The sequence below is a fragment of the Rhodococcus kronopolitis genome, assembly GCF_042654025.1.
GTDB classification, from domain to species: domain Bacteria; phylum Actinomycetota; class Actinomycetes; order Mycobacteriales; family Mycobacteriaceae; genus Rhodococcus_G; species Rhodococcus_G kronopolitis.
Window position 1 is genome coordinate 132,737 of the sequence record NZ_JBHSFO010000010.1, and the last position, 22,237, is coordinate 154,973.

Annotated in this window: 25 protein-coding genes and 1 riboswitch; of the genes, 12 read left to right on the forward strand and 13 right to left on the reverse strand. The window is 70.6% G+C overall.

What is annotated here, in order from left to right:
- Positions 1 to 171: 171 nt before the first annotated feature.
- The 4 genes from ACFO6S_RS16945 to ACFO6S_RS16960 form a co-directional block, all read right to left on the reverse strand.
- Positions 172 to 1,344, reverse strand: a complete 1,173-nt coding sequence (locus ACFO6S_RS16945) for a glycosyltransferase 87 family protein (RefSeq protein WP_378418950.1) — start codon at positions 1,342 to 1,344, stop codon at positions 172 to 174.
- Between the two features lie 453 nt (positions 1,345 to 1,797).
- Complete coding sequence (locus tag ACFO6S_RS16950) at positions 1,798 to 2,628, reverse strand: thioesterase family protein (RefSeq protein ID WP_378418951.1); 831 nt, start codon at positions 2,626 to 2,628, stop codon at positions 1,798 to 1,800.
- Between the two features lie 30 nt (positions 2,629 to 2,658).
- Positions 2,659 to 4,212, reverse strand: coding sequence for an apolipoprotein N-acyltransferase (gene lnt, locus ACFO6S_RS16955; protein ID WP_378418952.1), 1,554 nt, complete (start codon positions 4,210 to 4,212; stop codon positions 2,659 to 2,661).
- 4 nt (positions 4,213 to 4,216) lie between these two features.
- Complete coding sequence (locus tag ACFO6S_RS16960) at positions 4,217 to 5,272, reverse strand: alpha/beta hydrolase (RefSeq protein ID WP_378418953.1); 1,056 nt, start codon at positions 5,270 to 5,272, stop codon at positions 4,217 to 4,219.
- A 299-nt stretch (positions 5,273 to 5,571) separates the two neighbouring features.
- Between ACFO6S_RS16960 and ACFO6S_RS16965 the strand changes: the two genes are divergently transcribed.
- From ACFO6S_RS16965 to ACFO6S_RS16980, 4 genes are all read left to right on the forward strand, one after another.
- The gene (locus ACFO6S_RS16965) at positions 5,572 to 6,042 is read left to right on the forward strand and encodes an NfeD family protein (RefSeq protein WP_378418955.1); all 471 of its coding nucleotides are present in this window, start codon (positions 5,572 to 5,574) and stop codon (positions 6,040 to 6,042) included.
- 8 nt (positions 6,043 to 6,050) lie between these two features.
- Positions 6,051 to 6,827, forward strand: coding sequence for a slipin family protein (locus ACFO6S_RS16970; RefSeq protein WP_378419003.1), 777 nt, complete (start codon positions 6,051 to 6,053; stop codon positions 6,825 to 6,827).
- Positions 6,828 to 6,932: 105 nt separating this feature from the next.
- Positions 6,933 to 7,709 carry a class I SAM-dependent methyltransferase gene (locus ACFO6S_RS16975; RefSeq protein ID WP_378418957.1) on the forward strand — a complete coding sequence of 259 codons (777 nt, stop codon included), beginning with the start codon at positions 6,933 to 6,935 and terminating at the stop codon, positions 7,707 to 7,709.
- An 85-nt stretch (positions 7,710 to 7,794) separates the two neighbouring features.
- Entirely contained in the window at positions 7,795 to 9,126 is a 1,332-nt protein-coding gene (locus ACFO6S_RS16980; RefSeq protein WP_378418958.1) for a family 1 glycosylhydrolase, read from the forward strand.
- Here ACFO6S_RS16980 and ACFO6S_RS16985 read toward each other — a convergent pair.
- Complete coding sequence (locus tag ACFO6S_RS16985; RefSeq protein WP_378418960.1) at positions 9,086 to 9,550, reverse strand: SRPBCC family protein; 465 nt, start codon at positions 9,548 to 9,550, stop codon at positions 9,086 to 9,088. The genes ACFO6S_RS16980 and ACFO6S_RS16985 overlap by 41 nt on opposite strands.
- Before the next feature lie 63 nt (positions 9,551 to 9,613).
- On the opposite strand from ACFO6S_RS16985, the gene ACFO6S_RS16990 reads away from it, so the two are divergent.
- Positions 9,614 to 10,243: a LysE family transporter gene (locus ACFO6S_RS16990; protein WP_378418962.1), complete on the forward strand. Its 630-nt coding sequence runs from the start codon at positions 9,614 to 9,616 to the stop codon at positions 10,241 to 10,243.
- 9 nt (positions 10,244 to 10,252) lie between these two features.
- Here the strand turns inward: ACFO6S_RS16990 and ACFO6S_RS16995 are convergent, their stop codons facing one another.
- Genes ACFO6S_RS16995 through nadA form a run of 4 tightly spaced genes read right to left on the reverse strand, consistent with a single transcriptional unit; the run spans position 10,253 to position 14,223 of the window.
- Complete coding sequence (locus tag ACFO6S_RS16995; RefSeq protein ID WP_378418964.1) at positions 10,253 to 10,675, reverse strand: VOC family protein; 423 nt, start codon at positions 10,673 to 10,675, stop codon at positions 10,253 to 10,255.
- A 58-nt stretch (positions 10,676 to 10,733) separates the two neighbouring features.
- Positions 10,734 to 11,597 (reverse strand): carboxylating nicotinate-nucleotide diphosphorylase, encoded by an 864-nt coding sequence (gene nadC / locus ACFO6S_RS17000; protein ID WP_378418965.1) that lies wholly within the window; start codon positions 11,595 to 11,597, stop codon positions 10,734 to 10,736.
- Positions 11,594 to 13,183: an L-aspartate oxidase gene (locus tag ACFO6S_RS17005; protein ID WP_378418967.1), complete on the reverse strand. Its 1,590-nt coding sequence runs from the start codon at positions 13,181 to 13,183 to the stop codon at positions 11,594 to 11,596. Before ACFO6S_RS17005 ends, nadC begins: the two co-directional genes overlap by 4 nt.
- Before the next feature lie 2 nt (positions 13,184 to 13,185).
- Complete coding sequence (gene nadA / locus ACFO6S_RS17010) at positions 13,186 to 14,223, reverse strand: quinolinate synthase NadA (protein WP_378418968.1); 1,038 nt, start codon at positions 14,221 to 14,223, stop codon at positions 13,186 to 13,188.
- 77 nt (positions 14,224 to 14,300) lie between these two features.
- On the opposite strand from nadA, the gene ACFO6S_RS17015 reads away from it, so the two are divergent.
- The 4 genes from ACFO6S_RS17015 to ACFO6S_RS17030 all read left to right on the forward strand — a co-directional run bounded on the left by ACFO6S_RS17015 (position 14,301) and on the right by ACFO6S_RS17030 (position 16,523).
- Positions 14,301 to 15,047 carry an NUDIX hydrolase gene (locus ACFO6S_RS17015; RefSeq protein WP_378418969.1) on the forward strand — a complete coding sequence of 249 codons (747 nt, stop codon included), beginning with the start codon at positions 14,301 to 14,303 and terminating at the stop codon, positions 15,045 to 15,047.
- 42 nt (positions 15,048 to 15,089) lie between these two features.
- A riboswitch (Fluoride riboswitch) is annotated at positions 15,090 to 15,174 on the forward strand.
- A 16-nt stretch (positions 15,175 to 15,190) separates the two neighbouring features.
- Positions 15,191 to 15,679 (forward strand): fluoride efflux transporter FluC, encoded by a 489-nt coding sequence (locus ACFO6S_RS17020; RefSeq protein ID WP_378418971.1) that lies wholly within the window; start codon positions 15,191 to 15,193, stop codon positions 15,677 to 15,679.
- Positions 15,679 to 16,044 (forward strand): fluoride efflux transporter CrcB, encoded by a 366-nt coding sequence (gene crcB, locus ACFO6S_RS17025; protein WP_378419005.1) that lies wholly within the window; start codon positions 15,679 to 15,681, stop codon positions 16,042 to 16,044. The genes ACFO6S_RS17020 and crcB overlap by 1 nt, the downstream gene beginning before the upstream one ends.
- A 14-nt stretch (positions 16,045 to 16,058) precedes the next feature.
- The gene (locus tag ACFO6S_RS17030) at positions 16,059 to 16,523 is read left to right on the forward strand and encodes a universal stress protein (RefSeq protein ID WP_378418973.1); all 465 of its coding nucleotides are present in this window, start codon (positions 16,059 to 16,061) and stop codon (positions 16,521 to 16,523) included.
- Between the two features lie 6 nt (positions 16,524 to 16,529).
- Here ACFO6S_RS17030 and ACFO6S_RS17035 read toward each other — a convergent pair whose 3' ends face one another.
- Genes ACFO6S_RS17035 through bioB form a run of 3 tightly spaced genes read right to left on the reverse strand, consistent with a single transcriptional unit; the run spans position 16,530 to position 18,435 of the window.
- On the reverse strand, positions 16,530 to 17,102 hold the full coding sequence (locus ACFO6S_RS17035) for a DUF2567 domain-containing protein (RefSeq protein ID WP_378418975.1): 573 nt from the start codon (positions 17,100 to 17,102) through the stop codon (positions 16,530 to 16,532).
- Positions 17,103 to 17,150: 48 nt separating this feature from the next.
- The gene (gene bsaP, locus ACFO6S_RS17040) at positions 17,151 to 17,417 is read right to left on the reverse strand and encodes a biotin synthase auxiliary protein BsaP (RefSeq protein WP_465269195.1); all 267 of its coding nucleotides are present in this window, start codon (positions 17,415 to 17,417) and stop codon (positions 17,151 to 17,153) included.
- A 4-nt stretch (positions 17,418 to 17,421) separates the two neighbouring features.
- Positions 17,422 to 18,435, reverse strand: a complete 1,014-nt coding sequence (bioB, locus tag ACFO6S_RS17045; protein WP_378418978.1) for a biotin synthase BioB — start codon at positions 18,433 to 18,435, stop codon at positions 17,422 to 17,424.
- A 145-nt stretch (positions 18,436 to 18,580) separates the two neighbouring features.
- On the opposite strand from bioB, the gene ACFO6S_RS17050 reads away from it, so the two are divergent.
- Entirely contained in the window at positions 18,581 to 19,171 is a 591-nt protein-coding gene (locus ACFO6S_RS17050; protein WP_378418980.1) for a TetR family transcriptional regulator, read from the forward strand.
- Positions 19,172 to 19,256: 85 nt separating this feature from the next.
- Here ACFO6S_RS17050 and ACFO6S_RS17055 read toward each other — a convergent pair whose 3' ends face one another.
- On the reverse strand, positions 19,257 to 20,192 hold the full coding sequence (locus ACFO6S_RS17055; protein WP_378418982.1) for an aldo/keto reductase: 936 nt from the start codon (positions 20,190 to 20,192) through the stop codon (positions 19,257 to 19,259).
- A 77-nt stretch (positions 20,193 to 20,269) separates the two neighbouring features.
- Between ACFO6S_RS17055 and ACFO6S_RS17060 the strand changes: the two genes are divergently transcribed.
- Entirely contained in the window at positions 20,270 to 20,857 is a 588-nt protein-coding gene (locus ACFO6S_RS17060; protein ID WP_378418984.1) for a TetR family transcriptional regulator, read from the forward strand.
- Positions 20,858 to 21,219: 362 nt separating this feature from the next.
- Positions 21,220 to 22,011, forward strand: a complete 792-nt coding sequence (locus ACFO6S_RS17065) for an alpha/beta fold hydrolase (RefSeq protein ID WP_378418985.1) — start codon at positions 21,220 to 21,222, stop codon at positions 22,009 to 22,011.
- Positions 22,012 to 22,237 lie beyond the last annotated feature (226 nt).

A 22,237-nucleotide genomic window follows, 5' to 3' on the forward strand; every position in this document is an offset into this window, starting at 1 on the left:
GGGCCCTGGCGGACTGCCTCAGCCCATCGCGTGGATTCTATTCCGGGGGGATGCGGGTGTGGCCTGGATTCGGACAAAGCGCAGGCCCGCCGTCACGCGGGCGACAGCCCGGCGATGCACAGGATCGGACGGATCCAGTACGGGCAGCCACGCCAGGTGCCGTGCAGCAACTCATCTTTCGTTCGTCGCCCGTGCCGCGGCATCATTCGGAGCCACTTTCCGGGCACGAGCCAGCACGGCGCACGCGCCTACGAGAACGCACCCGTAGACGATGACATAGACGTTCACGAGGACGATCTGGGTGACGGCCCACCAGGGTGGGAAGAGGAACAGGCCGACGACGACGTTGGCCTCGTCCCATCGGTACGGCCACGATCCCGCCGCGACGCAGACCGACGCGGCACCGGCCCACCACCACGGCCGAGCCAACGCCCGGTGCACGAGGTAGACCACCAGCGGGACGAACCACACCCAGTGGTGACTCCACGAGAAGGGCGAGACGGCGGACGCGGTCAGCCCGGAGAGCGTGACCGCCAGCAGACCCTCGCCGACACGAAACAGTCGCACCGACACCGTCAGACTCACCACCGCGACGACTCCCGCGACCGCCACCCACAGCCACAGCGGAGCCGCCTGACCGGTCACATGTGCGATGGCCCCGCGGATCGACTGGTTGGCCGGATGCGTGTCGTCCGCGATCCGCGTCGACTGGAAGAACGTCGAAGTCCAGTACTGCCGGGAGTCGGCGGGCAGGACCAGCCAGGTCAGCGCGACAGTCGCGCCGATCACCGCCAGTGCGGTGACCGCCGAACGCCACTGCCGGAGCACCACGAACACGGCGACGAAGTAGACGGGTGTGAGCTTGATGCCTGCGGCCAGCCCTACGCCGAGCCCACGCAGACGGCTCTGGTCCTTCCGCGAGAAGTCCCACAGCACCAGCAACATCAGCACCAAATTGATCTGCCCGTAGAACAGCGTCGTACGCACGGGTTCGAGGAAGACGCAGACTGCGGTGAGCAGCGCACTGGCCGCTCCCAGTCGCGGAGTCCACCGGTAGCCGAGGATCTTCCAGCACAGGAGGATGCAGGCCAGGAGCACGCCGAGGTTGACGACCATCCACACGTTGTTGACGTAGCCCCAGGGAACCTGCTCGATGGGGACGAACACGAGTGTGGAAAACGGCGTGTACGTGTAGAGCAGGCCGAAGAGCATGGGCTGGGTGTAGAGCGGGGCACCGTCGAGAATTCGGCGCGCACCGTCTCGGTACACGTGCAGGTCCGCGCCGCCTGCGAAGATGCCCGCCCCGTTCAGCCACGGGTCCACCAAGGTCAGGACGAGGACCACGGAAATCACTGCACCGGCGGCGAGGGCGAGCAGCGGCGTTCTCCCCCGAGGGAACTGCAATGCCTGCCGGCGGTTGTCGCAAGTCGGCGGCGTCGTCACGAGACGTTGCCCCCTGGCTCGACCGTCGCCCGGTCTCGCAGCGTCTTCGGCGATTTCGAGCATGGTTCAGATACCCCCCACAGGCGTTGTCGTTACCTAGACTACGAGCCTCTGGTCGGGCGTTGCCGACGTGGGGAGGAGATGTCGACGATCCGGGCAGCTGGCCGACGCGGTACCTGCGGGACGGCGAGACAGCGCCACCCCAGCGCGGCCACCGGCGTAGTCACCCCACGCCGCGACGCGCGGAAGCGCTGGGCCGCAACACCTTGTGCCCTGGCCGCGTGGCGGCTGGAGGTCCTGACGGAATTGCCGGCCACGTCGAGTCCCGACGCGGCCGGCCGGCCACCCGACCGCCTACGCGTCGACGGGCAACTCGAAGTCGCCCTGCCCGGAGAAGTCCACCTGCCGCTGCGCGTTGGCGAGCGCACTGACCACGCAGGTGCCGATCGGGCCGCCCCGGTCGAACAGCGTCGCCGTCCCGACCGCGACGCCGTCCGCGCTGATGTGGTCGTCCGCCTCCAGTCCCACCTCGGGGCCCTCGGGCAGCCGCGCCAGCACCAGCGTCATGTCGACGTTGATGAAGCCGACGCCCTCGGTGCCCCAGTTGGTCATCAGACTGGTCGGCTCCGCGGCCATCGCCGCACGGACGAACGGCGACGGCTCCTCCCCCGCAACCACCGGGAGGTGCTGGGCCCACATCCGCTTCCGGCTCGCACCCTGGTGCTCGAACATCGACGAGGACCAGCCGTCCGGGTGGTCGTCGCTGCCGAACCACGGCGGCACCAGCTCGCCCTCCGGCGCCGGCACGGGCGGCGGCGACGGCCGGTGCTCACGGGTCCACAACTCACCCGGCGGCTGCTCCGAGCGGCGCAGGAACACCGCCGACGCGCGGGCCACCACCTCCCCGTCCTGGTGCAGCTCCGCGTCCGCCACCCGAATCCGGCGGCCCTCCCGGACCGAGGACGTGACGGTGGTGAAGGCGCGGGTCAGGGCCGGCCGGAACAGGTCGACGGTGAGCCGAGCGGGCACGAATCCCGCTGCGCCGTGGCCGTTCTCGACCGCCCGGGCGAGCAGTCCGGACAGTGCGGCGCCGTGCACCATCTCCGGGGACCAGCGGCTGGTGGCAAAGGGCAGCGGCACGTAGCCGTCCTCGGTAGGGGTGAAGAACGCGAGCGGGTCGGTCACAGCGGGCACTCCTGCAGATAGTTGGTTCTCTCAACTAGATGATCGTTGCCCGGGGCCGCATCGGTCGGGAAACGCCCGAATTCGGCGCATCCCCGCCCCGCCGACCCCGAGCAGGACCACCACCGTAGCCACCACAGGCAGGTGGTTCCCGAAGCCGTCGAAGGGCGTGTCCCAGGCGCCGGTCGGCACCTCGAGCACCAACACACCCCGCTCGTCGGCGGGCATCGATCCGAGCCGGTTCCCGCTCGCGTCGAAGCCCGCCGACTCGCCGGTCAGCGCGGCCGCCACCACCGGGCGGCCGGTCTCCGCGGCCCGGACGGCACCGACGCTCGCCAGCTGCGCCGGCGCCCAACTGCCCTGGAAGGTCGCGGTCGAACTCTGGTAGACCAGCAGATCCGCACCGCCGCGCGCCTGGCTCCGCGCCAGGTCCGGGAACGTCTCCTCGAAGGAGATCAACGGGCCGAGGGTCAGGCCCGCCGCGTCCATGGTCGTCAGCTCGTGCCCGGGCCGCCGGTTCTGGCCCGCGGCGGCGGTGATCCGGCTGAGCCAGCCGAGCTGATCGCGGAACGGGATGTACTCGCCGAACGGCACCAGTCGGTTCTTGCGGTAGGTCGCGCGGACGCCGTCGCCGTCGAGCAGCACCGCCGTCTTCGCGACCGCGCCGGTGGCGTCCAGGGCGTCGACGTTGACCAGCAGCGGCGCCCCGACCTCCCGTGACAGCGCGGTGAGCCGGCCGAGAACGTCCGGCCGGGCGTCGAGGTCCGCATCGACGCTGCTCTCCCCCCACACCACCAGGTCCACCGGTCGGCCGATCGCGCGGGTCAACCGTTCCTCCTCGGTCAGCAGGTCGCCGGTCGGCAGGCCCGGCTGCACCAGCGCGACGGCGACGGTCGGCCCCGCCGACGGGCCGGGCAGCGTCGCGAACGCGACCGGACCGGCACCCACCGCGACCAACACCGCGACGCCGCCGCACCAGCGGGCGCCCGCGCCGCCGACCAGCAGCAGCGTGAGACCGACGTTGGCCGCGACCACCGCGAATCCGACCAGCCAGACGCCCCCGATCGAGGCCAGCGCCAGCACCCGCGGGTGCTGCCACTGCGTCGCGCCGAGCAGCGACCACGGACCGCCGAGCCACTGCCAGGAGCGCGCCACCTCGACCAGCACCCAACCGGCGGGCAGCACGACGACCGCACCGGCCGCCCGCGGCGCGCTGATCGGGGCGCGGAGCAGTTCGTGCGCCAGCACCGCCCACGCAGCCCAGAGCAGGGCGAGCACCCCCACCGCGAGGGGGAAGAAGAACACCAGGTTCGGGGCCACCCAGTTCTGTGTGGCGGCCAGGAACCCGACGCCGGCCAGCCAGCCGCGCAACGCCGCCTCGGACGCCGATCGCGCCGCGTGGACGAGAAGCAGGACCGGCACCAGCGCGACCCAGGCGAGCAGGTCGAGGCTCGGCTCCGGGAATGCGAGCGCCGGCAGGGCCCCGGCGACCAGGACCGCGACGCGCGGCCACCAGCGCGACGCTACGAGGGCCTCGACTCCGGCATTCCGGCGGCCCGGCACGGTGCCGCCGACCCCGCCAGGCACCCGGTCACGAGATCTCGGCGGCGTCGACCGCGAGCGCGGCGGCGCTCGTGTGTGCCCGGACGAAATCGCCGACCCGCACGAGGGCCCGCCCGGCCTCGGGGACCAGGTTGGCCGCCGCGTGGAAGACGTGCACCTGACGGTCCCAGACCTCGAGGGTCACCGGGACCCCGGCCGCGGTCAGCCGCTGCGCCATCAGCTCGGCATCCGGGTAGAGGATCTCGGTCGACCCGACCTGGATCAGTACCGGCGGCAGCGCCCCGAGTTCCGCGTCGACCGGCGACACCCTCGGCAGCGGCGGCGGGTCGGCCCGCCGGTCCGTCCGGTCGGCAAGCACGGTCAGCGCCGGGAGCACCGAGCGCGGGAACATCGGGCAGTCGCCTGCCCCCGGCGCGGCCAGCTTGGCAGTCGGGTCGAGATCGGTCAGCGGCGACAACGCCACCAGCGCGGCGGGCTGCGGCAGTCCCCGCTCGCCGAGCGCGACCGCCGTCGCGAAGACGAGGTATCCGCCCGCGGAGTCCCCGGCGATGACGATGCGGTCCGGGGTGAAGCCCTGTGCGAGCAGCCACCGGTACCCCGAGACCGCGTCCACGACGGAGACGGAGATCGGATGGTTCGGCAGCATCCGGTAGTCGACGCTGAGCAGGCCGGAGCCCGATGCGGCCGAGATCCAGGACTCGAGCCGACGGTGGGTGTTGAGCCCGCAGGTGACGAATCCGCCGCCGTGCAGGTAGAGAATCGCCACGCCGTCGTCGACGACGCCGGCCTCGAGCCATTCCGCGTCGCAGTGCGGCAGGCAGACCCGACGGCGCCGGACGTCGCGGACCGGCGACAGGAACCGCGCGGCGATGTCGACGAGCCCGGCCGGCCACGGCAGGCCCGGGCACCGCGACCACAACGCGACGAATGGCTTGACCGTGCTCCGGACGGCGACGGCGAGCAGCTGGGATTGCAGGCTGGCCCCGGCGAAGAACGTGGGCTCGACGGCCGCCGCGAGCGGCGGGGAACCCCGCCGACGACGGGGCTTGGCAGTGGCCGCGGGCGGCCTCGGGTTCACGGACATCTTCAGCTCCCGGCAGGAGTGGCACCGACAATGTACGAAAAAGCGGGACAAACCAGGCGCTGCCGAGACGGAAGGGCAGCAGCACGATCGTACGTGTTCCAGATCACATTTGCGAGCAGGTAACGGGATGAACACGCAGGTCACAGCCCGATAAACGCCGAATCCTCGACGGTGGCGGACCCGTCCGCACGCGCTTACCGTTGATGGGTGAGGGCCCGCGGCGTGAAGCTGCCCGCGAAGGCGCCACGGACCCGCGAAGACACTGCCCGTGGCGGGCAGTCGAGTTCACGGGAGGGGCGATGATCGCCCTGGCTGTGCTGGCCCTGTTGCTCGGCGTGCTGCTGATCCTGGTGGAGGCACACGCCCCGACCGCAGGCGTGCTCAGCGGGGTCTCGGCCCTGCTGATCGCCGCCGGAGTCTGGTTGCTGTTCGTCGCCGGCGGCGCGGAGACCGTCGCCCTGCCGGTGGCGATCGGTACCGGCGCGGTCGGCCTTGGCCTGACCGCCGTCGCCGGCCGCAAGGCGCTGGCCGCCCGCCGCGCCCCGGTTCGCGGCGGCGCGCAGTCGCTGGTCGGGCGCGGTGCCACGGTGACCAGTTGGTCCGGATCGCAGGGCCAGGTCCATGCGGACGGCGGCCTGTGGCGGGCGCGGATCGAGTTCGGCTACGACACCGATCCCGCCCCGGCCGCCGGCGAGACCGTGGTGGTTTCCGCGGTGCGCGGGCTCACCCTGGCCGTCCGCCGACCGGAGCCGTGGGAGGAGCCGTTGTGACTGTCGTTCTGGCCATCGTGGTGGTCCTGGTGCTGCTGGCACTGGTGGTGCCCGGCACCGCGGTGCGGGTGCTGCGCGAGTACGAGCGCGCCGTGGTGTTCCGCCTCGGCCGGGTGCTCGAGGTGAAGGGCCCCGGGGTGGTGCTGCTGATCCCCGTGGTGGACCGGATGGTCCGGGTGGGCCTGCGCACGGTGACGCTGAAGGTCCCGGCGCAGGAGGTGATCACCCGGGACAACGTGCCGGCGCGGGTCACCGCGGTGGCCTACTTCCGGGTGCTCGACGCCGACCGCGCGATCGTCGAGGTGGAGGACTTCCTCGCCGCGACGATGCAGATCGCCCAGACCACGCTGCGGTCCGTGCTCGGCAGGGCGGAACTGGACACCCTGCTGTCGGATCGGGAACGCCTCAACGAGGACCTGCAGAAGGTCATCGACCTGCAGACCGAACCGTGGGGCGTCAAGGTCACCACCGTCGAGATCAAGGACGTGGAGATTCCCGAGTCGATGCAGCGGGCGATCGCCCGGCAGGCCGAGGCCGAGCGCGAGCGCCGCGCCAAGATCATCAACGCCGAGGGCGAGTTCCAGGCGTCCGCGAAGCTCGCCGAGGCCGCCGACGTGATCAGCCGCAACCCGACGGCACTGCAGCTGCGCTACCTCCAGACCCTCAGCGAGGTTGGCGCCGAGCACAACTCGACGGTGGTCTTCCCACTGCCGGTCGACCTGATCCGACCGTTCCTCGAGTCCGGAGGCAACCCGCCGAAACCACCACCGGACACGAACGCCTGAAATCCACGCGCGCCTCCACTGCGAGCCCTGGATCCTCTGTGAGACTGATCCGGTCGCGGTGTCGACCGTCAAAGGGGTTGCACCCACAGGGCGAACGAGGCGAAGATGCAGAACTACGCTCAGAGCGTGCTGGGGCACGACATGCCCGACGAACTTGCGCGACTGCAACTGCTCGAGTCGTTCAGCGATCCGGTGACCGTGCCGGTCCTGGAGTCACTCGAGGTCGGATCAACCTGGCGATGCCTCGACGTCGGCGCCGGAGCCGGATCGGTCGCGCGCGGCCTCGCCGCCAGTGCCACCGACGGCAGCGTCGTCGCCACCGACGTGGACGTCCGCTTCCTGCCGACCGACATCCACAACCTGACGCCGACAGCGCACGACATCACCGTCGAGGACTTCCCGGCCGCCGGGTTCGAGCTGGTTCATTCACGGCTCGTCCTCGAGTACCTCTCGGCCCGCGACGACATCCTGCGCCGCATGGCCGGGTGGCTCGTTCCCGGGGGCTGGCTGTGCCTGGGCAGCCTGGACATCAGCGCGGGGCTGTCCTCTCCGTTTCCACCCGTTCGTGCCGCGATGACGAGCCTCGACGCAGCAATGCGCGCCCACCTCGGCGCGGACATCGGATACGGGCGGCGCGCGACGGAATCGATGCGTGAACTCGGGCTACGCGACGTCACGCTCACCGGTACGCCGTTCGTGCTGGGCGACGGAGGCCTGGGCGACCAGTTCTTCGGCGCAATGCTGAACCGATTCCAACCGCTGCTGCGCGCAGCCGGCGACGTGTCGGCCGCGGACGACATGGCGAAGGGGATCGAGTGGCTCGCCCAGCCGTCCGGAATCGACTTCGGCGGCATCCTCATGACGACGGTCGGGCGGCGCTGACCGTTCCTCGAATCGGGGGACAACCCGTCGAAACCCACCTAGCCTGCTGTCCGTGCCCCGACTCCGGTTTCTCCGAAGCCCCGCAGTGGTCCGAACCCTCGCCATCGTCCTCGCCGTGGCGGCCGCGCCGCTGATCGCGGCAGCGCCCGCTCAGGCGTCGCCGACCGACCTGGGCGCCGACTTCGAGTGGGGCGTGGCGACGTCCGGGTTCCAGGCCGAGGGCCCGCCGCCGGACAGCAACTGGGCGCGCTACGCCGCGTCCGGCAAGACCAAGGACCCGTACGGCGCCGGCCCGGACTTCCGGCACCGGTACGCCGAGGACATCGCCAACGCCGCCGCGTTGGGGGTCGAGGTGTTCCGCTTCTCCGTCGAGTGGGCGCGGGTCGAACCCGCGCCCGGCGTCTGGGACGAGACCGAGTTCGCCTACTACGACGACGTGGTGCGGCAGATCCGCGCCCACGGCATGCGGCCGATGATCACCCTCGACCACTTCGTCTACCCGGGCTGGGTGGCGGACCGCGGCGGCTGGTCGGACGAGCGCACCGTCGATGCCTGGCTGGCCAACGCCGAGCGGGTGGTCGGCCGGTACGCAGGCGACGGCGTCGACTGGATCACCTTCAACGAGGCCACCGTGTTCCTGCAGAAGGAGCTGACCTTCGGCGGCCTGACGCTGGCCGACGCGCCGCAGATGCTGGACCGGCTGGTCCGCGCGCACCGCGCGGCCTACGACCTGATCCACCGGGTGGACCCGGCGGCGCGGGTGTCGAGCAACGTCGCCTACATCCCGGCCGCGATGGGCGCCCTGGACGGCATGTTCGCGGACCGCGTCCGGGACAAGCTGGACTTCGTCGGCATCGACTACTACTACGGCGTCTCGCTGGACAACGTCACCGCCGCGAACGCGATCACCGATGCGTTCTTCGACATCCGCCCGCAACCGGACGGCATCTACCACGCCGCGATGTACTACGCCCGCAAGTACCCCGAGCTCCCGATCTACATCGTGGAGAACGGGATGCCCACCGACGACGGCGCACCCCGGCCGGATGGCTACACCCGGTCGGACCACCTGCGCGACCACGTCTACTGGCTGGGCCGCGCCCAGTCCGACGGGGCGAAGGTGATCGGCTACAACTACTGGTCGATCACCGACAACTACGAGTGGGGCAGCTACCGGCCGCGATTCGGTCTCTACACCGTGGACGTGCTCACCGACCCGACGCTGGCCCGGCGACCCACCGCCGCCGTCGACACGTACCGCGAGATCGTCGCGGCGAACGGGCTGCCCGCCGACTACCGGCCGGTGGCGCGGCAGTCGGTGTGCTCGCTGGCCGACCTGCCGCGGAGCTGCCTGACGCCGCCGTCGGTGCCGGGCGTCAGCGGTACCGGCTCTGCATCGTCGACAGGGTCTCGGTGATGCCCTCGGCGTTCTTCGCGGGAAAGCCGGTCAGCTCCAACGACTTCGCGATCCTCGCGGTCGAGTAGTCGAACACCTCGGTCACCCGGGTCTGCCCCGGCGCCTGCTCGTCGAACTCCCACCGCCAGCGGTGCCCGAACGGGTGCCGCCACTCGATCAGCCGGCCGTCCTCGAACGCGGTGACGGTGGAGGTGATCCGGTACGGGAACCCGTACATCCGCATCGACACCGAGAACTTGTCGCCGAGCGCCAGCCGGTCCGGGCCCGACACCGAACCGACCACGGTGCCCGAACCGTCGACGTCGCCGTGCCGGCGCGGGTCCGCAAGCTGGTCGAACAGTTCGGAGGCGGGGGCGGCGACCAGCACGCTGCGCGCAACCCTCCGGGCACCGCGGTCAACCGTCTCGACGTCGTCTGAGGCCATGCGACTCAAGATACGCCCGGGCTGTGACATATTCTCTTCGCTCATGACTGGTTATCTCGGCTCATGACCTGGCAGGTGTGGCTGGCGTTCCTCGGCGCGGCGTGGGTGATCAGCCTGTCGCCGGGCGCAGGCGCCATCGCCTCGATGTCGTCGGGCCTCAACCACGGTCTGCGCCACGGGTACTGGAACATCGTCGGGCTCCAGCTCGGTCTGCTGCTGCAGATCCTGATCGTGGCCGCCGGTATCGGCGCGCTGCTGGCCAGCTCGGCGCTCGCCTTCACCCTGATCAAGTGGTTCGGCGTCGCCTACCTGGCCTACCTGGGGATCCGGCAGTGGCGGGCCACGCCCACCGAGGTCTCACCCGACACCGGGATGCGCGGCCGATCCGCGGCCTCGCTGGTGACCCGCGGGTTCCTGGTCAATGCCAGCAACCCGAAGGCCGTCGTCTTCATGCTCGCGGTGCTGCCGCAGTTCCTGGACCCGGCCGCGCCGCTGGTACCGCAGTACGCGATCATCGCCGCCACCATGGTCGTCGTCGACACCCTCGTGATGACCGGCTACACGGGCCTGGCCGCGCGGGTGCTGGCCGTCATGCGTTCACCGCGCCAGCAGCGCGTCACCGGCCGGGTGTTCTCCGGCCTGTTCTTCGCCGCCGCGGCCTTCCTGTCGCTGGTGCCGCGGGCCGCAGCCTGACCGCGGAACCTATTCGCTCAGGCCGGGCTTCGTGGTGATGTTGACCATCCAGCCGACGCCGAACCGGTCGACGCACTGGCCGAACACGTCGCCCCACATCTGCTTCTCCAGCGGGAACGAGATCGAGCCTTCCTCCGACAGTTTCGACCAGAAACCCCGGAGCTCCGCGTCGTCGTCACCGCTCAGGCTGACGGTGATGCTCGTCCCGGAGGCGTAGGGCATCTCCGGCGGGGTGTCCGCCGCCATCAGGGTGAAACCCTGGGGCGTGGTGAGCATGGCATGCATGATCAGCTCGGCGAAGGGGCCGCCCGGGTCGCCGAACTCGCCGAACGTGTTCAGCACCAGGTCGCCGCCGAAGACGCCGTGGTAGAACTCCATCGCCTGCCGGGCGTTGTCGGTGAAGCTGAGGTACGGGTTGAGTCGAGAGGCCATCACGATCTCCTTGGCTCATGCGCGCAAAGACGCGGTCCGGGCCCCAGACTAACGCCGACTACATGTCCAGGCCGAGGTCCAACACCGCCACCGAGTGGGTCAGCGCGCCGACCGCGAGGAAGTCCACGCCGGTGCCTGCGTAGTCCGCGGCGACGTCGAGCGTCAGCCCCCCGGACGACTCGAGCCTGGTGCGCGGCGACCGCGAGTCCCGGCGCTGCACGGCCGCCTGGGTCTCCCACAGCGCGAAGTTGTCCAGCAGCACCAGTTCCGCGCCCTCGGCGAGCACCTCGTCGAGCTGCGCGAGGCTGTCGACCTCGACCTCGCACTCGATGTCCGGTGCGACCGCGCGAACGGCCCGCAACGCGGCGACCACCGAACCGGCGGCCGCGACGTGGTTGTCCTTGATCAGCGCGGCGTCGCCGAGGCCCATCCGGTGGTTCACCCCGCCGCCCATCCGGACCGCGTACTTCTGCAGCGACCGCAGGCCCGGCAGCGTCTTGCGGCTGTCCCGGATCTTGCAGTCGGTGCCGGCGACCTCGTCGACCCAGGCGGCGGTCGCGGACGCGATCCCCGAGAGGTGGCAGACCAGGTTGAGCATGGTGCGTTCGGCGGTGAGCAGTCCGCGGGTGGGTGCCAGCACCGTCAGCGCCGACTCCCCCGGCCCGATCCGGGCACCGTCGGCGACCCGGTCGAGCACCTCGTAGTTGCCTGCGCCGAGCACCTCGTCGAGTACCAGCAGCCCCACGTCGATGCCGGCCATGGTGCCGGCGGAGCGGGAGACCATCGCGGCCTTCGCGACCGCGTCCGCGGGCACGGTGGCCGTCGAGGTGATGTCGGGCCCGTAGCGCAGGTCCTCCTCGAGCGCGACGCGCACCAGTGCGGTGATCTCGTCGTGGTCCAGGCCGGCGGCCAGCGTGGTCATCGTGCTCCTATCGGGGTCAGGTCGGGGATCTCGAGCGCACCGGACGCACCGCGGCGCACCTCGATGCTGCGACGCCAGGCTTCGGTGCGCTCGGGGTGGTCGCTGCGGGTGTGGCAGCCGCGGCTCTCGGTCCGGGCGGACGCCGCGAGCACCAGCGCGGTCGCGGTCTCGGTCAGCGCGGCGTCCTCGAGGTCCGCCACGGTCGCGGAGGTCAGCGTCGGGGCCTGTGCGAGCTCCGCCGCGACGGCGGCCAGGCCGCCGCCGGTGCGGACGACCGAGCCGTGCGCGGTCATCAGCGCCTGCACCCGCGCACGGCCGGTCCGGCTCGCGGCGGGGAACTCGGCGGCGGTGACCTCGGTGCGCAGGCCGGCTCGTTCGGTCGCCGCCGCGCCGACCCGTTCGCCCACCACCAGGCCCTCGAGCAGGCTGTTGGAGGCCAGCCGGTTGGCGCCGTGCAGTCCGGTGCGGGCCACCTCGCCTGCCGCGTACAGGCCGGGCACCGCGGTGCGGCCGTGCACATCGGTGACGACGCCGCCGCACGAGTAGTGCGCGGCCGGGGCCACCGGGATCAGCTGGTGCGCCGGGTCGATGCCCACCTCGAGACACGACGCCGTCACGGTCGGGAAGCGCTCGGCGAACCCGATCAGGTGGCGAGCGTCGAGGTACACGTGGTCGGTGCCGAGCCGGTTGATCCGGTCCGCGATGGCCCGCGAGACCACGTCGCGCGGGGCCAGGTCGCCGCGCGGGTGCACCCCATCGGTCACCGAGTTACCCTCTGCGTCAACGAGTCTCGCCCCCTCGCCGCGCACCGCCTCGCTGACCAGCGGGCGGCGGCCGACGCCACCGGCGGCGAACAGCACGGTGGGGTGGAACTGCACGAACTCGAGGTCCGCGACGGCGGCACCCGCGCCGAGTGCCAGCGCGATGCCGTCCGCGGTGGCCCCGGACGGGTTGGTGCTGCACGAGTACAGCTGGCCGAGACCGCCGGTGGCGAGCAGCACGGCGGGCGCGTGGATGACGCCGACACCCTTGTCGGAGAGCACGATCAGGCCGGTGACCCCGGCGGCGTCGGTGACCACCCGGGCCGCGGCGGCACCGAACAGCACCGGCAACCCCGCCGCGTTCAGGGCCCGCTGGACCTCCGCGCCGGTGGCGTCGCCGCCGGCGTGGATGATCCGGCGGACGCTGTGTCCACCCTCTCGGGTGCGGGAGACCGCACCGTCGCGGCCGAGGTCGAACACCGCACCCAGGTCGGTCAGCGCGGCGACGGCGCGGGGCCCACCCTCGACGATCGAGTGGACCGCGGCCTCGTCGCACAGTCCGGCACCGGCCTCGACCGTGTCCCGGACGTGGCCGGCCACCGAGTCACCCTCGGGGGCCACCACCGCGATGCCACCCTGCGCATACTGGGTGGCGGTGTCGGTGGGCCCGCCCTTGCTGACGGTGAGCACCCGCAACCCGCGCAGCGACGCGGTGCGGGCCGCGGTCAGTCCGGCAACCCCGCCGCCGACGACCACCAGGTCCGCGTGCGCCTCCCAGGACGCACCCTGGACCGCGGTGCCGCCCGGCACCTCGCGGCCGCGCATCACTACTCGCCGCCGCCCGGGTTGCCGATCTCGATCATCCGCTGCACGGACTTGCGGGCCCGCTCGGCGACCGCCGCGTCGACGTGCACCTCGTCCTTGCCCTCGACCAGGCAGCGCAGCAGCGCGGCCGGGGTGATCATCTTCATGTACGGGCACGACGCGCGGTCGTTGACGGCCTGGAAGTCGATCTCCGGTGCGGCCTTGCGCAACTGGTGCAGCATGCCGACCTCGGTGGCCACCAGCACCTGCTTGGCCTTGCTCGCGCGGGCCGCGTCGAGCATGCCGCCGGTGGAGAGGATCTTGACCTTGTCCTCGGGCACGATGCCCTCGCCCGCGAGGTACAGCGCCGAAGTGGCGCAACCGCATTCGGGGTGCACGTACAGCTCCGCGTCGGGGTGCGCCTTGGACTGCGCGGTCAGCTCGTCGCCGTTGATGCCGGCGTGCACGTGGCACTCGCCGGCCCAGATCTGCATGTTGGTGCGGCCGGTGACCCGCTTGACGTGCGCGCCGAGGAACTGGTCCGGCAGGAAGAGCACCTGACGGTCCGGGTCGATCGAGTTGACCACGTCGACGGCGTTCGAGGACGTGCAGCAGATGTCGGTCAGGCCCTTCACCTCTGCGGTGGTGTTGACGTACGAGACCACCACCGCGTCCGGGAACTCGGCCTTCCACTCACGCAGCTGGTCGGCGGTGATCGAGTCGGCGAGCGAGCAGCCGGCCCGCTCGTCCGGGATCAGCACCGTCTTGCCGGGGCTGAGAATCTTCGCGGTCTCGGCCATGAAGTGCACGCCGAGGAACACGATGGTGTCCTCCGGGGCCTCCGCGGCGATCCGCGAGAGCGCCAGCGAGTCACCGACATGGTCGGCGACGTCCTGGATGGCGGGCAGCTGGTAGTTGTGCGCCAGCAGCGTCGCGCCGCGCTCACGCGCGAGTCGCTTGACCTCGGCCGCCCACTCCGGAGTCGCCTCGACTCCGGCGTACCCGCCGGGGCCGTCGTGGATCTGCGAGGCAAGTCCCTCCCACAACGTCGTGGTCGTCATGGCGTTCTCCTTCACCGCGAACCCGGGCGAGTTGTCCGGATTTCCGTAATCGAGGTTTTCGTCTTAGGATCGAAAACGTGCCCAATAGTAACACCATCCACGAAGTCCTCACCGCGGTGTTCCAGGTTCGCCCGGTCCGCGACGCCATCGCCGCAGGTGACGGGCGGCACAGTGGCGGAGGTCACCGCGGTCCGGCCGGCGACGACGAGCTTTCGGTGCTGCTCTGGCAGCGCGCCCTCGATCCGCAGAAGGGCACCTGGTCCCTGCCCGGCGGGGTGCTGCGCGAGGACGAGGACATGACCACCTCGGCGCGCCGTCAGCTCGCCGAGAAGGTGGACGTCCGCGAGGTCGCCCACCTCGAGCAGTTGTCGGTGTTCAGCGACCCGCACCGGGTGCCGGGTCCGCGCCGGATCGCGTCGACCTTCCTGGGGCTGGTCCCCCTGCACGCCGACCCCGGCCTGCCGCCGGACACCGCCTGGCACCCGGTCTCGGCGCTGCCCGAGATGTCCTTCGACCACGGCGTCGTCGTCGAGCACGCGCGCACCCGGCTGGCGGCCAAGCTCTCGTACACCAACATCGCGTTCGCCCTGGCGCCCCCCGAATTCGCGATGTCCGAACTGCGCGACATCTACTGCGCCGCACTCGGCTACCAGGTCGACGCGACCAACCTGCAGCGAGTGCTCAAGCGGCGCAACGTGCTCACCCCGACCGGCAACACCGCACCGTCCGGCCGGGCCGGGGGTCGACCACCGGCGCTCTACCGCTTCACCGACGCGGGCCTGCGCGTCACCGACGAGTTCGCCGCCCTGCGACCACCGACCTGAGTCGGTCTCCACGACCGCCGTCCGGGCTGCGCCACCGCTATGATTCGACTCGGCGATGGATCTCCGCCTGGGCGGTCTCACGATTACCCGAACCGCCTCGTCCGAGGCTGATGGCTCCTTCCCCCGACGGAAGGAGTCTGTGCATGTCAGATCACCTCGGACCGCACCGGGATCTGCCGCTCGGGGCCGGCACCGCCACCCCCACCCCAGCTCCGCTGCACGTGCGGCCGTCGTCGATCGCGGCGGTGGCGGCCGGCGGCTTCCTCGGCGCCCTCGCTCGCTACCGGCTGGGGGTGGCGTTCCCGGAGACCGCCGGAGGGTGGCCGGCGACGACGTTCGCGATCAACGTCTCCGGCGCGTTCCTGCTGGGTCTGCTGCTCGAGGCACTGATCCGGCTCGGCCCGGATTCCGGCTGGCGGCAACGGGTCCGCCTCGCGGTGGGCACCGGCGCGCTCGGCTCGTTCACCACCTACAGCACCCTCGCGCTCGACACGGACCTGCTGGTGCGTGGCCACCACTGGTGGGCGGCGGTGAGCTACGCGGGCGCGAGCGTGCTCGCAGGCCTTGTCGCGTCCGCGGTCGGCATCGCGGTCGGCGCGCGGGTCGCCTCCCGGCGGGCGGCGACCGCGTGATGTTGACGCTCGTGATCGCGGGCGCGGGTGCCGTGGGGGCGGTGGCCCGGTTCGTCCTCGACGGCGCGATCCGGTCGCGGCGCGCGACCGAGTTCCCGTGGGCCACCGTCGTCATCAACGTCACGGGTTCGCTGCTACTCGGGTTCGTCGTCGGCCTGACGCTGTTTCACGGCGCCCCCCACGAGGTCCAGGCGATCGTCGGGGTGGGGTTCTGCGGCGGGTACACCACCTTCAGCACCGCGAGCTTCGAGACGGTGCGGCTGATCCAACGTCAGCGTTACCGGGCCGGGCTGGCCAACGCGCTCGGCACCCTGCTGCTGACCGTCGCCGGCGGCGGCGCCGGTCTCGCACTGGCCGGGTTGTGAGGAGAGGAGTCGACATGGACGGACGCCCCGCATCGACGCGACTGGTGGTCGGATACGACCGTCACCCGGCCAGTCACAGCGCGTTGACGTACGCGGCCGCGCTCACCGAACGCCTGGACGCGCACCTGCACGTCGTCCACGTCGTCGACGTCGAGGACATGCCGGTCGATCCCGACTCCCCCGACTGGGAACAGCGCGTCGCCGACGTCGTCGCCCGCGAGCACACCGAGGCCGGAGCCGCGCTGGCGGCGATATCCGGGCGGTGGACGTACCACCTGCAGCATGGCAACCCCGCGGACCTGCTCTCCTCGGTGGCCGACGAGTACGACGCGTCGATGATCCTGATCGGCGCACCGCGCCACGGCCTGATGTCCCGGATGGAACGGCTGCTGGGTGAGTCGGTGTCGGCGCACCTGGTCCAGCACGGCCGACGACCGGTCGTGCTGGTCCCCGAGCACACCCAGGCGCCGCCGCCGTGAGTACCGCTACCGCGGCAGGGGCCGGTCGTGCGGGTCGGCCGGTTCGACGACCGGCGCGGCGGCCTGCCCGACGCCGAGGTCGTCGCTGGGATTGAGCGAGGCCATCGCCAGGTAGGCCATGGCCGCGACCAGGGGCTGCATGATCAGGGCCAGCGGGGTGTCGATCCCCGGCGTCGCGGACACGATCTGCCCCACCTCGACGGTGTCGAGGGCGGGAAAGCGCAGGTTCGCGATCCCGAGTCCGACCAGCGCCGTCGTCGCGGCGCCGACGACGGAGCCGATCAGCAGGCCGCCGAACACCACCGGACCGCGCACCGAACGCCACATCCAGGCCGCGACGGCCGAGAGCACCCCGATGACCAGGCCGACGCACAGCATGAGCGCGACCGCGTCGAACCGGTGCATGCTCTCCCCGGTGAGCGACGCCGCACCGCGGGAGGTCACCAGGAAGCGTTCCGCCGGGACCAGCAGTCCCCACACCACGCCGCCGAGCGCGCTGACGGCGGTGACCGCCACCACGATGCGGGCTGCGGCGCGGACCTCTGGCCGGGTGGTGCGGCTGGGCGCTGCTGTCGTCACGTCGATCACCCTAGTTGGTGGGTCACCGTGTCCGAGCGGACCGCGCCGTCAGCGCTGACCGAGCGCCGTCGAGTCGCGCACCCCGTGCCGGGAGCACTTGGCCCACCAGCCGTCGGGGCTGATCTGGACGATCATCCGCCGTCCGCAGTCCTCGCAGAACCGCGGCGGCTCCAGGCCGAGCTGCGCGGCGGCGGGCGTCGAGTCCTCGACACCGGGCACCAGGCGCAGGCCGGTGTAGGGGTTGTACCGCTCGTCCGGGTCCGACTGCTGCTCGGCGAGTTGCCGAGCGGCCGGCTCGGGCCCGAGCCAGGACAGCGGCCTAGAGGGTGTCATTGAGCGCCTTGATCGGCATGGAGAGCTCGCCGAGCAGATCCAGGTCCGCCTCGGCCGGACGGCCCAGGGTGGTCAGGTAGTTGCCGACGATGACGGCGTTGATGCCGCCGAGGATGCCCTGCTTGGCGCCGAGGTCGCCGAGGGTGATCTCGCGACCGCCGGCGAACCGGAGGATGGTGCGCGGCAACGCGAGCCGGAACGCGGCGATCGCGCGCAAGGCGTCGGACGCGGGCAGCACCTCGAGGTCACCGAACGGGGTGCCCGGACGCGGGTTGAGGAAGTTCAGCGGCACCTCGTCGGGGTTGAGCTCAGCCAGGTTCGCGGCGAACTCCGCGCGCTGCTCGAGGGACTCGCCCATGCCCAGGATGCCGCCGCAGCAGACCTCCATGCCGGCCGCGCGCACCATCTCCAGCGTGCCCCACCGCTCCTCCCAGGTGTGCGTGGTGACCACGTTCGGGAAGTGCGACTTGGAGGTCTCGAGGTTGTGGTTGTAGCGGTGCACACCCATGGCCGCGAGCTGGTCGACCTGCTCCTGCGTGAGCATGCCCAGCGAGCAGGCGATCTGGATGTCGACCTCGTTGCGGATCGCCTCGATGCCGGCCGCCACCTGGGCGAGCAGCTTCTCGTCGGGACCGCGGACGGCGGCGACGATGCAGAACTCGGTGGCGCCGGACTTCGCGGTCTGCTTGGCTGCCTCGACCAGGCTGGGGATGTCCAGCCACGCTGCGCGCACCGGGGAGGCGAAGAGTCCGGACTGCGAGCAGAAGTGGCAGTCCTCGGGGCAGCCGCCGGTCTTGAGGGAGATGATGCCCTCGACCTCGACCTCGGGGCCGCACCACTTCATCCGCACGTCGTGGGCCAGGCTCAGCAGTTCCTCGAGGTTCTCGTCCGGCAGCTGCAGGACGGCGAGGGTCTGCTCCTGGGTGAGCCCCTCGCCACGGTCGAGGACCTGGTCGCGGGCGACGGCAAGGATGTCGGTTCGGACGGCGGCCTGGGTCACTGGAGAACTCCTCGGAAGCTGTGCTGCGCGGGGCTGGTGCGGTAACTTGAACACCGTACAAGTTGAACGGCGTTCAGGTTAGGGACATGGTGGAATGGTGTCAACCGTGAGAACCCCGGACCCGCGAACCCAGGAGATGTGAACTGTGCAGCTACGCAGGCAGGACGTGCTCGACGGCGCGATCGCGATTCTCGACGAGTACGGCCTCGGCGACCTGACCATGCGCCGCCTCGCCAGCTCGCTCGGCGTCCAGCCCGGCGCGCTGTACTGGCACTTCCCCAACAAGCAGACCCTGCTCGCGGCCATCACCGACGAGATGCTCGCCCTCGTGGCCGCACCCCTCGAGGCCCTCCCGTGGGACGAGCGGCTGCGCGTCCTCGCCCACCGGATGCGCGACGGCCTGCTCGCCCACCGCGACGGCGCCGAGCTGGCGGCCGCGTCCTACGCGGCGCGGCTGGCGACCAACGATGCCCACGCCACCCTGACGGCGTCGTGCGCCGACGCCGGCCTGCCCGCCGACGAGGCGCCGCTGGCCGCCGACGCGCTTCTCTACTACATCCTCGGTCAGACCATGGACGAGCAGTCGCGCATGCAGATGGACTCGCACGGCGCGCTCACCGCCGACGCGTCGCCGCTCGCCGACGCGTTCCTGGACGAGAGCCCCACCGGCACTGCGCGGTTTGACTACGGGCTGACCCTGTTCGTCGACGGGGTGCGCAGCCGGTTGCACGTGTAGGCGCACCGGCATCACCCCACTCAACAGGGGCGCCGGGAACAGTTGCGTGGCCTGGCGTCTCGTCGCAACCGAGTGCCGCGGCTACCTACATGCGGCCGCCGACGCCACCGGTCGGGGCGATCTGCTCGATGACGGCGAGATCGCCGGGAGTCAGGACCAGCTCTGCCGCGGTGACGTTCTGGGCAACGCGCTGCGGGTTGCGGGATCCCGGGATCGGGACGATGTAGTCCTTGCGGGTCAGCAGCCACGCCAGTGACAGCTGCGCGAGCGTGACGCCCTTGCCTGCGGCGAGTGCGGTCAACTCGTCGACGACGGCGATGTTGGCAGGAAAGTTCTCCGGCGCCCACCAGGGGACGTGCTGGCGGAAATCGTTGGCGGCGTAGCTCTCCCGGGAGACCACCGCGCCGCTGAGGAAGCCACGGGCCAGCGGCGAGTAGGCGACGAATCCGATGCCGAGCTCCTCGAGCACGGGGAAGAGTGGCTCGACGTCGCGCGCGAAGATCGAGTACTCGGTCTGCAGCACCGAGATCGGGTGGACCGCGTGCGCGGATCGGATGGTGGACTCGTCGGCTTCGGACAGCCCCAGATACTTGACCTTGCCTGCCTCGACGAACTCCTTCATGGTGCCGATCACGTCCTCGATCGGGACGTTCGGGTCGGGGCGATGCTGGTAGAGCACGTCGATCGTGTCGACGCCGAGGTTGCGCAGGCTGGCCTCGACCACCTCGCGGATGTGCTCCGGGCGCGAGTCGCGGCCGAAGGAGCGGGTGAAACCGAACTTTGTCGCGATGACCACGTCGTCACGGATCGGCGCCAGTGCCCGTCCGAGCAGCCTCTCGCCTTCGCCCCAGCCGTACATCTCGGCGGTGTCGAGCATCGTCACGCCGAGCTCGTGAGCCTTGCGGATCGCGGCGATCGACTCGGTGTCGTCAGTGGGGCCGTAGCCCGTGGCGGTGCCCATTGCTCCGTAGCCGATGGCGGCAGCGGTCAGGCCCTGCCGGCCGAGAGTGCGAGTGTCCACGATGAAGCCCTTCGTTGAATGTCAGCAGATGCCACATGTGTCAGCCTCTGACACTTTGGGCACTGTACGCTTCCCTCGTGGAAAGTTCATCGAATCCGGGACTACGCGACATCACGCGCAAGGCCGTGCGCGCCCGGATCGCCGAGGTCTCGATCGACCTGTTCGCTCAACAGGGTTTCGATGCCGTCACCGTCGAACAGATTGCCGCCGAGGTGGGCATCTCTGCCCGCAGCTTCCACCGCTACTTCCCGGCCAAGGAAGACGCCGTCATCGGCGACCTCCTTCCCTGGGGAGAGTTCGTCCGCGACGCCTTCGCCGCGCGGCCGGCCGATGAACCGGCCTGGGATTCCCTGCGTGCGTCGTTCGAAGCCCTGCTGGCCCAACCGAACCGGGACGAACAACGAAGCAAGCGGACCATGCGCGTCCTGACGAGCGCGGCGTCCCTACGTGCTCGCAATCTCGAGAAGCACCTACTGTGGGCAAGCCTGCTCACCCCGCTCCTGCAGGAGCGACTCGCTGGTGATCTCGCGGCGCTGCGTGCACAGACACTCGTGCAGGCGTCGCTGGCCTGCTTCGACGTCGCGATGACCACCTGGGCCGAGCCCGACGAGACCATGGACGTAGTCGATCTTCTCCGTCAGTCCTTCGCCACGCTCGCGCCCTGATCCGGCACAGAGCCGGCCTCCCCTGTGCGCGCGCATGATCCAGGAGTGATGCCGCCGGGCGTGGCGGCGTCAACTGATCGCCTACAGGGACGGGCCGATCGCCGGCCGCTTCCCAATGTGGGCGCGCCTGGTCGTGACGATGGATCCGCGACTGTCCGCTCGACGACGGAGGCGGGACAGACAGGCGGGTTCCGCCGTAGTAGTTCCGTCCTCGACAACGGAGTAGTCAGGGCACGCGCGACTCCGTCCCGAGCAAACCGCACCCAGCCATGGACACCACTCGATTGTCCTGCTACTACTGAGAATCCAAGGCACGAGGGGGACTTGTGACATCTGTGAATCGGGCCGGATCGGGTGAGCCAGTGCTGCTGTTGCACGGATTCACCTTGTCGCACCATGTATGGCACGGGGTTGTCGACAATCTCTCGCGCGACTACGACGTTCTCGCGATGACGATGCCGGGACACTGGGGCGGACCTCGACTGCGACTGCGCGATGTAGGGGTCCGCGGGATCGCCGATGGCGTCGAACGTGAACTCGACAAGCTCGGCTGGGAAACCTGCCATATCGCGGGCAACTCATTGGGCGGACAGGTTGGATTCGAACTCGAGCGCCGCGGCCGTGCGAGATCCCTCGCCGCGATCAACCCCAGCGGAGGATGGAAACGTTTCTCCTACACCGAGTTCCGCGTCGGAGTGGGATTCACTGCACAGTTTCCGCTCGCGGCTGCTGCCCGCGCGTTCGGTGATCGAGTGACAACCCGCGAGATCTTTCAACGCCCGATCATCCGAAACTGCGCCCGCGACATGACGGCGGTCACCCCCGATGACGCGGCAAACACGATCCGCGCGGTCTCCCACTGCCCCATCTACCTGCCGATGCTGTTGGCCGGGCTGCGCGATGGACCGCTCAAGGACCAGGACATCCGTCGGGTCGCAGTTCCGACAACATTGATGCTCTCCGAGTACGACAACTTCGTCACACGGAACGAGTGCATCCAGCGCCTGGTCGACGAACTGCCCGACCACGTCGAGGAGGTCACCCTGCCGGGCGTCGGCCACATCCCGATGCTCGAGAACCCCGAGATCGTTGCCGACGCCCTCCGCGCCCACCTGACCAGGGCGGCCGAGCGCCAACCCCGGGAAGCCTCCTGATTCGCCCGCCCAGGGATTGTCCAGACCTTAGGGTCGACCCCTCGCGCGAACATTGCACCACTACGTCCGGGCCGTTCACCTGGCGAAACATCATTGTTATCGAATGTATGTGCGAGTATCGTGTGGTGTATGGAAATCGACGCCATGCTCACCGACCCCACCCGGGTCGAGGCATGGCGACTCGACGAAACCGAACTCGCGAGCACCGTCCCGGAACTGTCATCGA

Bases quoted from the DNA above. Each gene is read 5' to 3' on its own strand.
- ACFO6S_RS16960 (WP_378418953.1), bottom strand. From the start codon at position 5,272: ATGTCCGTGAACCCGAGGCCGCCCGCGGCCACTGCCAAGCCCCGTCGT.
- ACFO6S_RS16965 (WP_378418955.1), top strand. From the start codon at position 5,572: ATGATCGCCCTGGCTGTGCTGGCCCTGTTGCTCGGCGTGCTGCTGATC.
- ACFO6S_RS16975 (WP_378418957.1), top strand. From the start codon at position 6,933: ATGCAGAACTACGCTCAGAGCGTGCTGGGGCACGACATGCCCGACGAA.
- ACFO6S_RS16985 (WP_378418960.1), bottom strand. From the start codon at position 9,550: ATGGCCTCAGACGACGTCGAGACGGTTGACCGCGGTGCCCGGAGGGTT.
- ACFO6S_RS16990 (WP_378418962.1), top strand. From the start codon at position 9,614: ATGACCTGGCAGGTGTGGCTGGCGTTCCTCGGCGCGGCGTGGGTGATC.
- ACFO6S_RS16995 (WP_378418964.1), bottom strand. From the start codon at position 10,675: ATGGCCTCTCGACTCAACCCGTACCTCAGCTTCACCGACAACGCCCGG.
- nadC (WP_378418965.1), bottom strand. From the start codon at position 11,597: ATGACCACGCTGGCCGCCGGCCTGGACCACGACGAGATCACCGCACTG.
- ACFO6S_RS17005 (WP_378418967.1), bottom strand. From the start codon at position 13,183: ATGCGCGGCCGCGAGGTGCCGGGCGGCACCGCGGTCCAGGGTGCGTCC.
- nadA (WP_378418968.1), bottom strand. From the start codon at position 14,223: ATGACGACCACGACGTTGTGGGAGGGACTTGCCTCGCAGATCCACGAC.
- ACFO6S_RS17020 (WP_378418971.1), top strand. From the start codon at position 15,191: ATGTCAGATCACCTCGGACCGCACCGGGATCTGCCGCTCGGGGCCGGC.
- crcB (WP_378419005.1), top strand. From the start codon at position 15,679: ATGTTGACGCTCGTGATCGCGGGCGCGGGTGCCGTGGGGGCGGTGGCC.
- ACFO6S_RS17030 (WP_378418973.1), top strand. From the start codon at position 16,059: ATGGACGGACGCCCCGCATCGACGCGACTGGTGGTCGGATACGACCGT.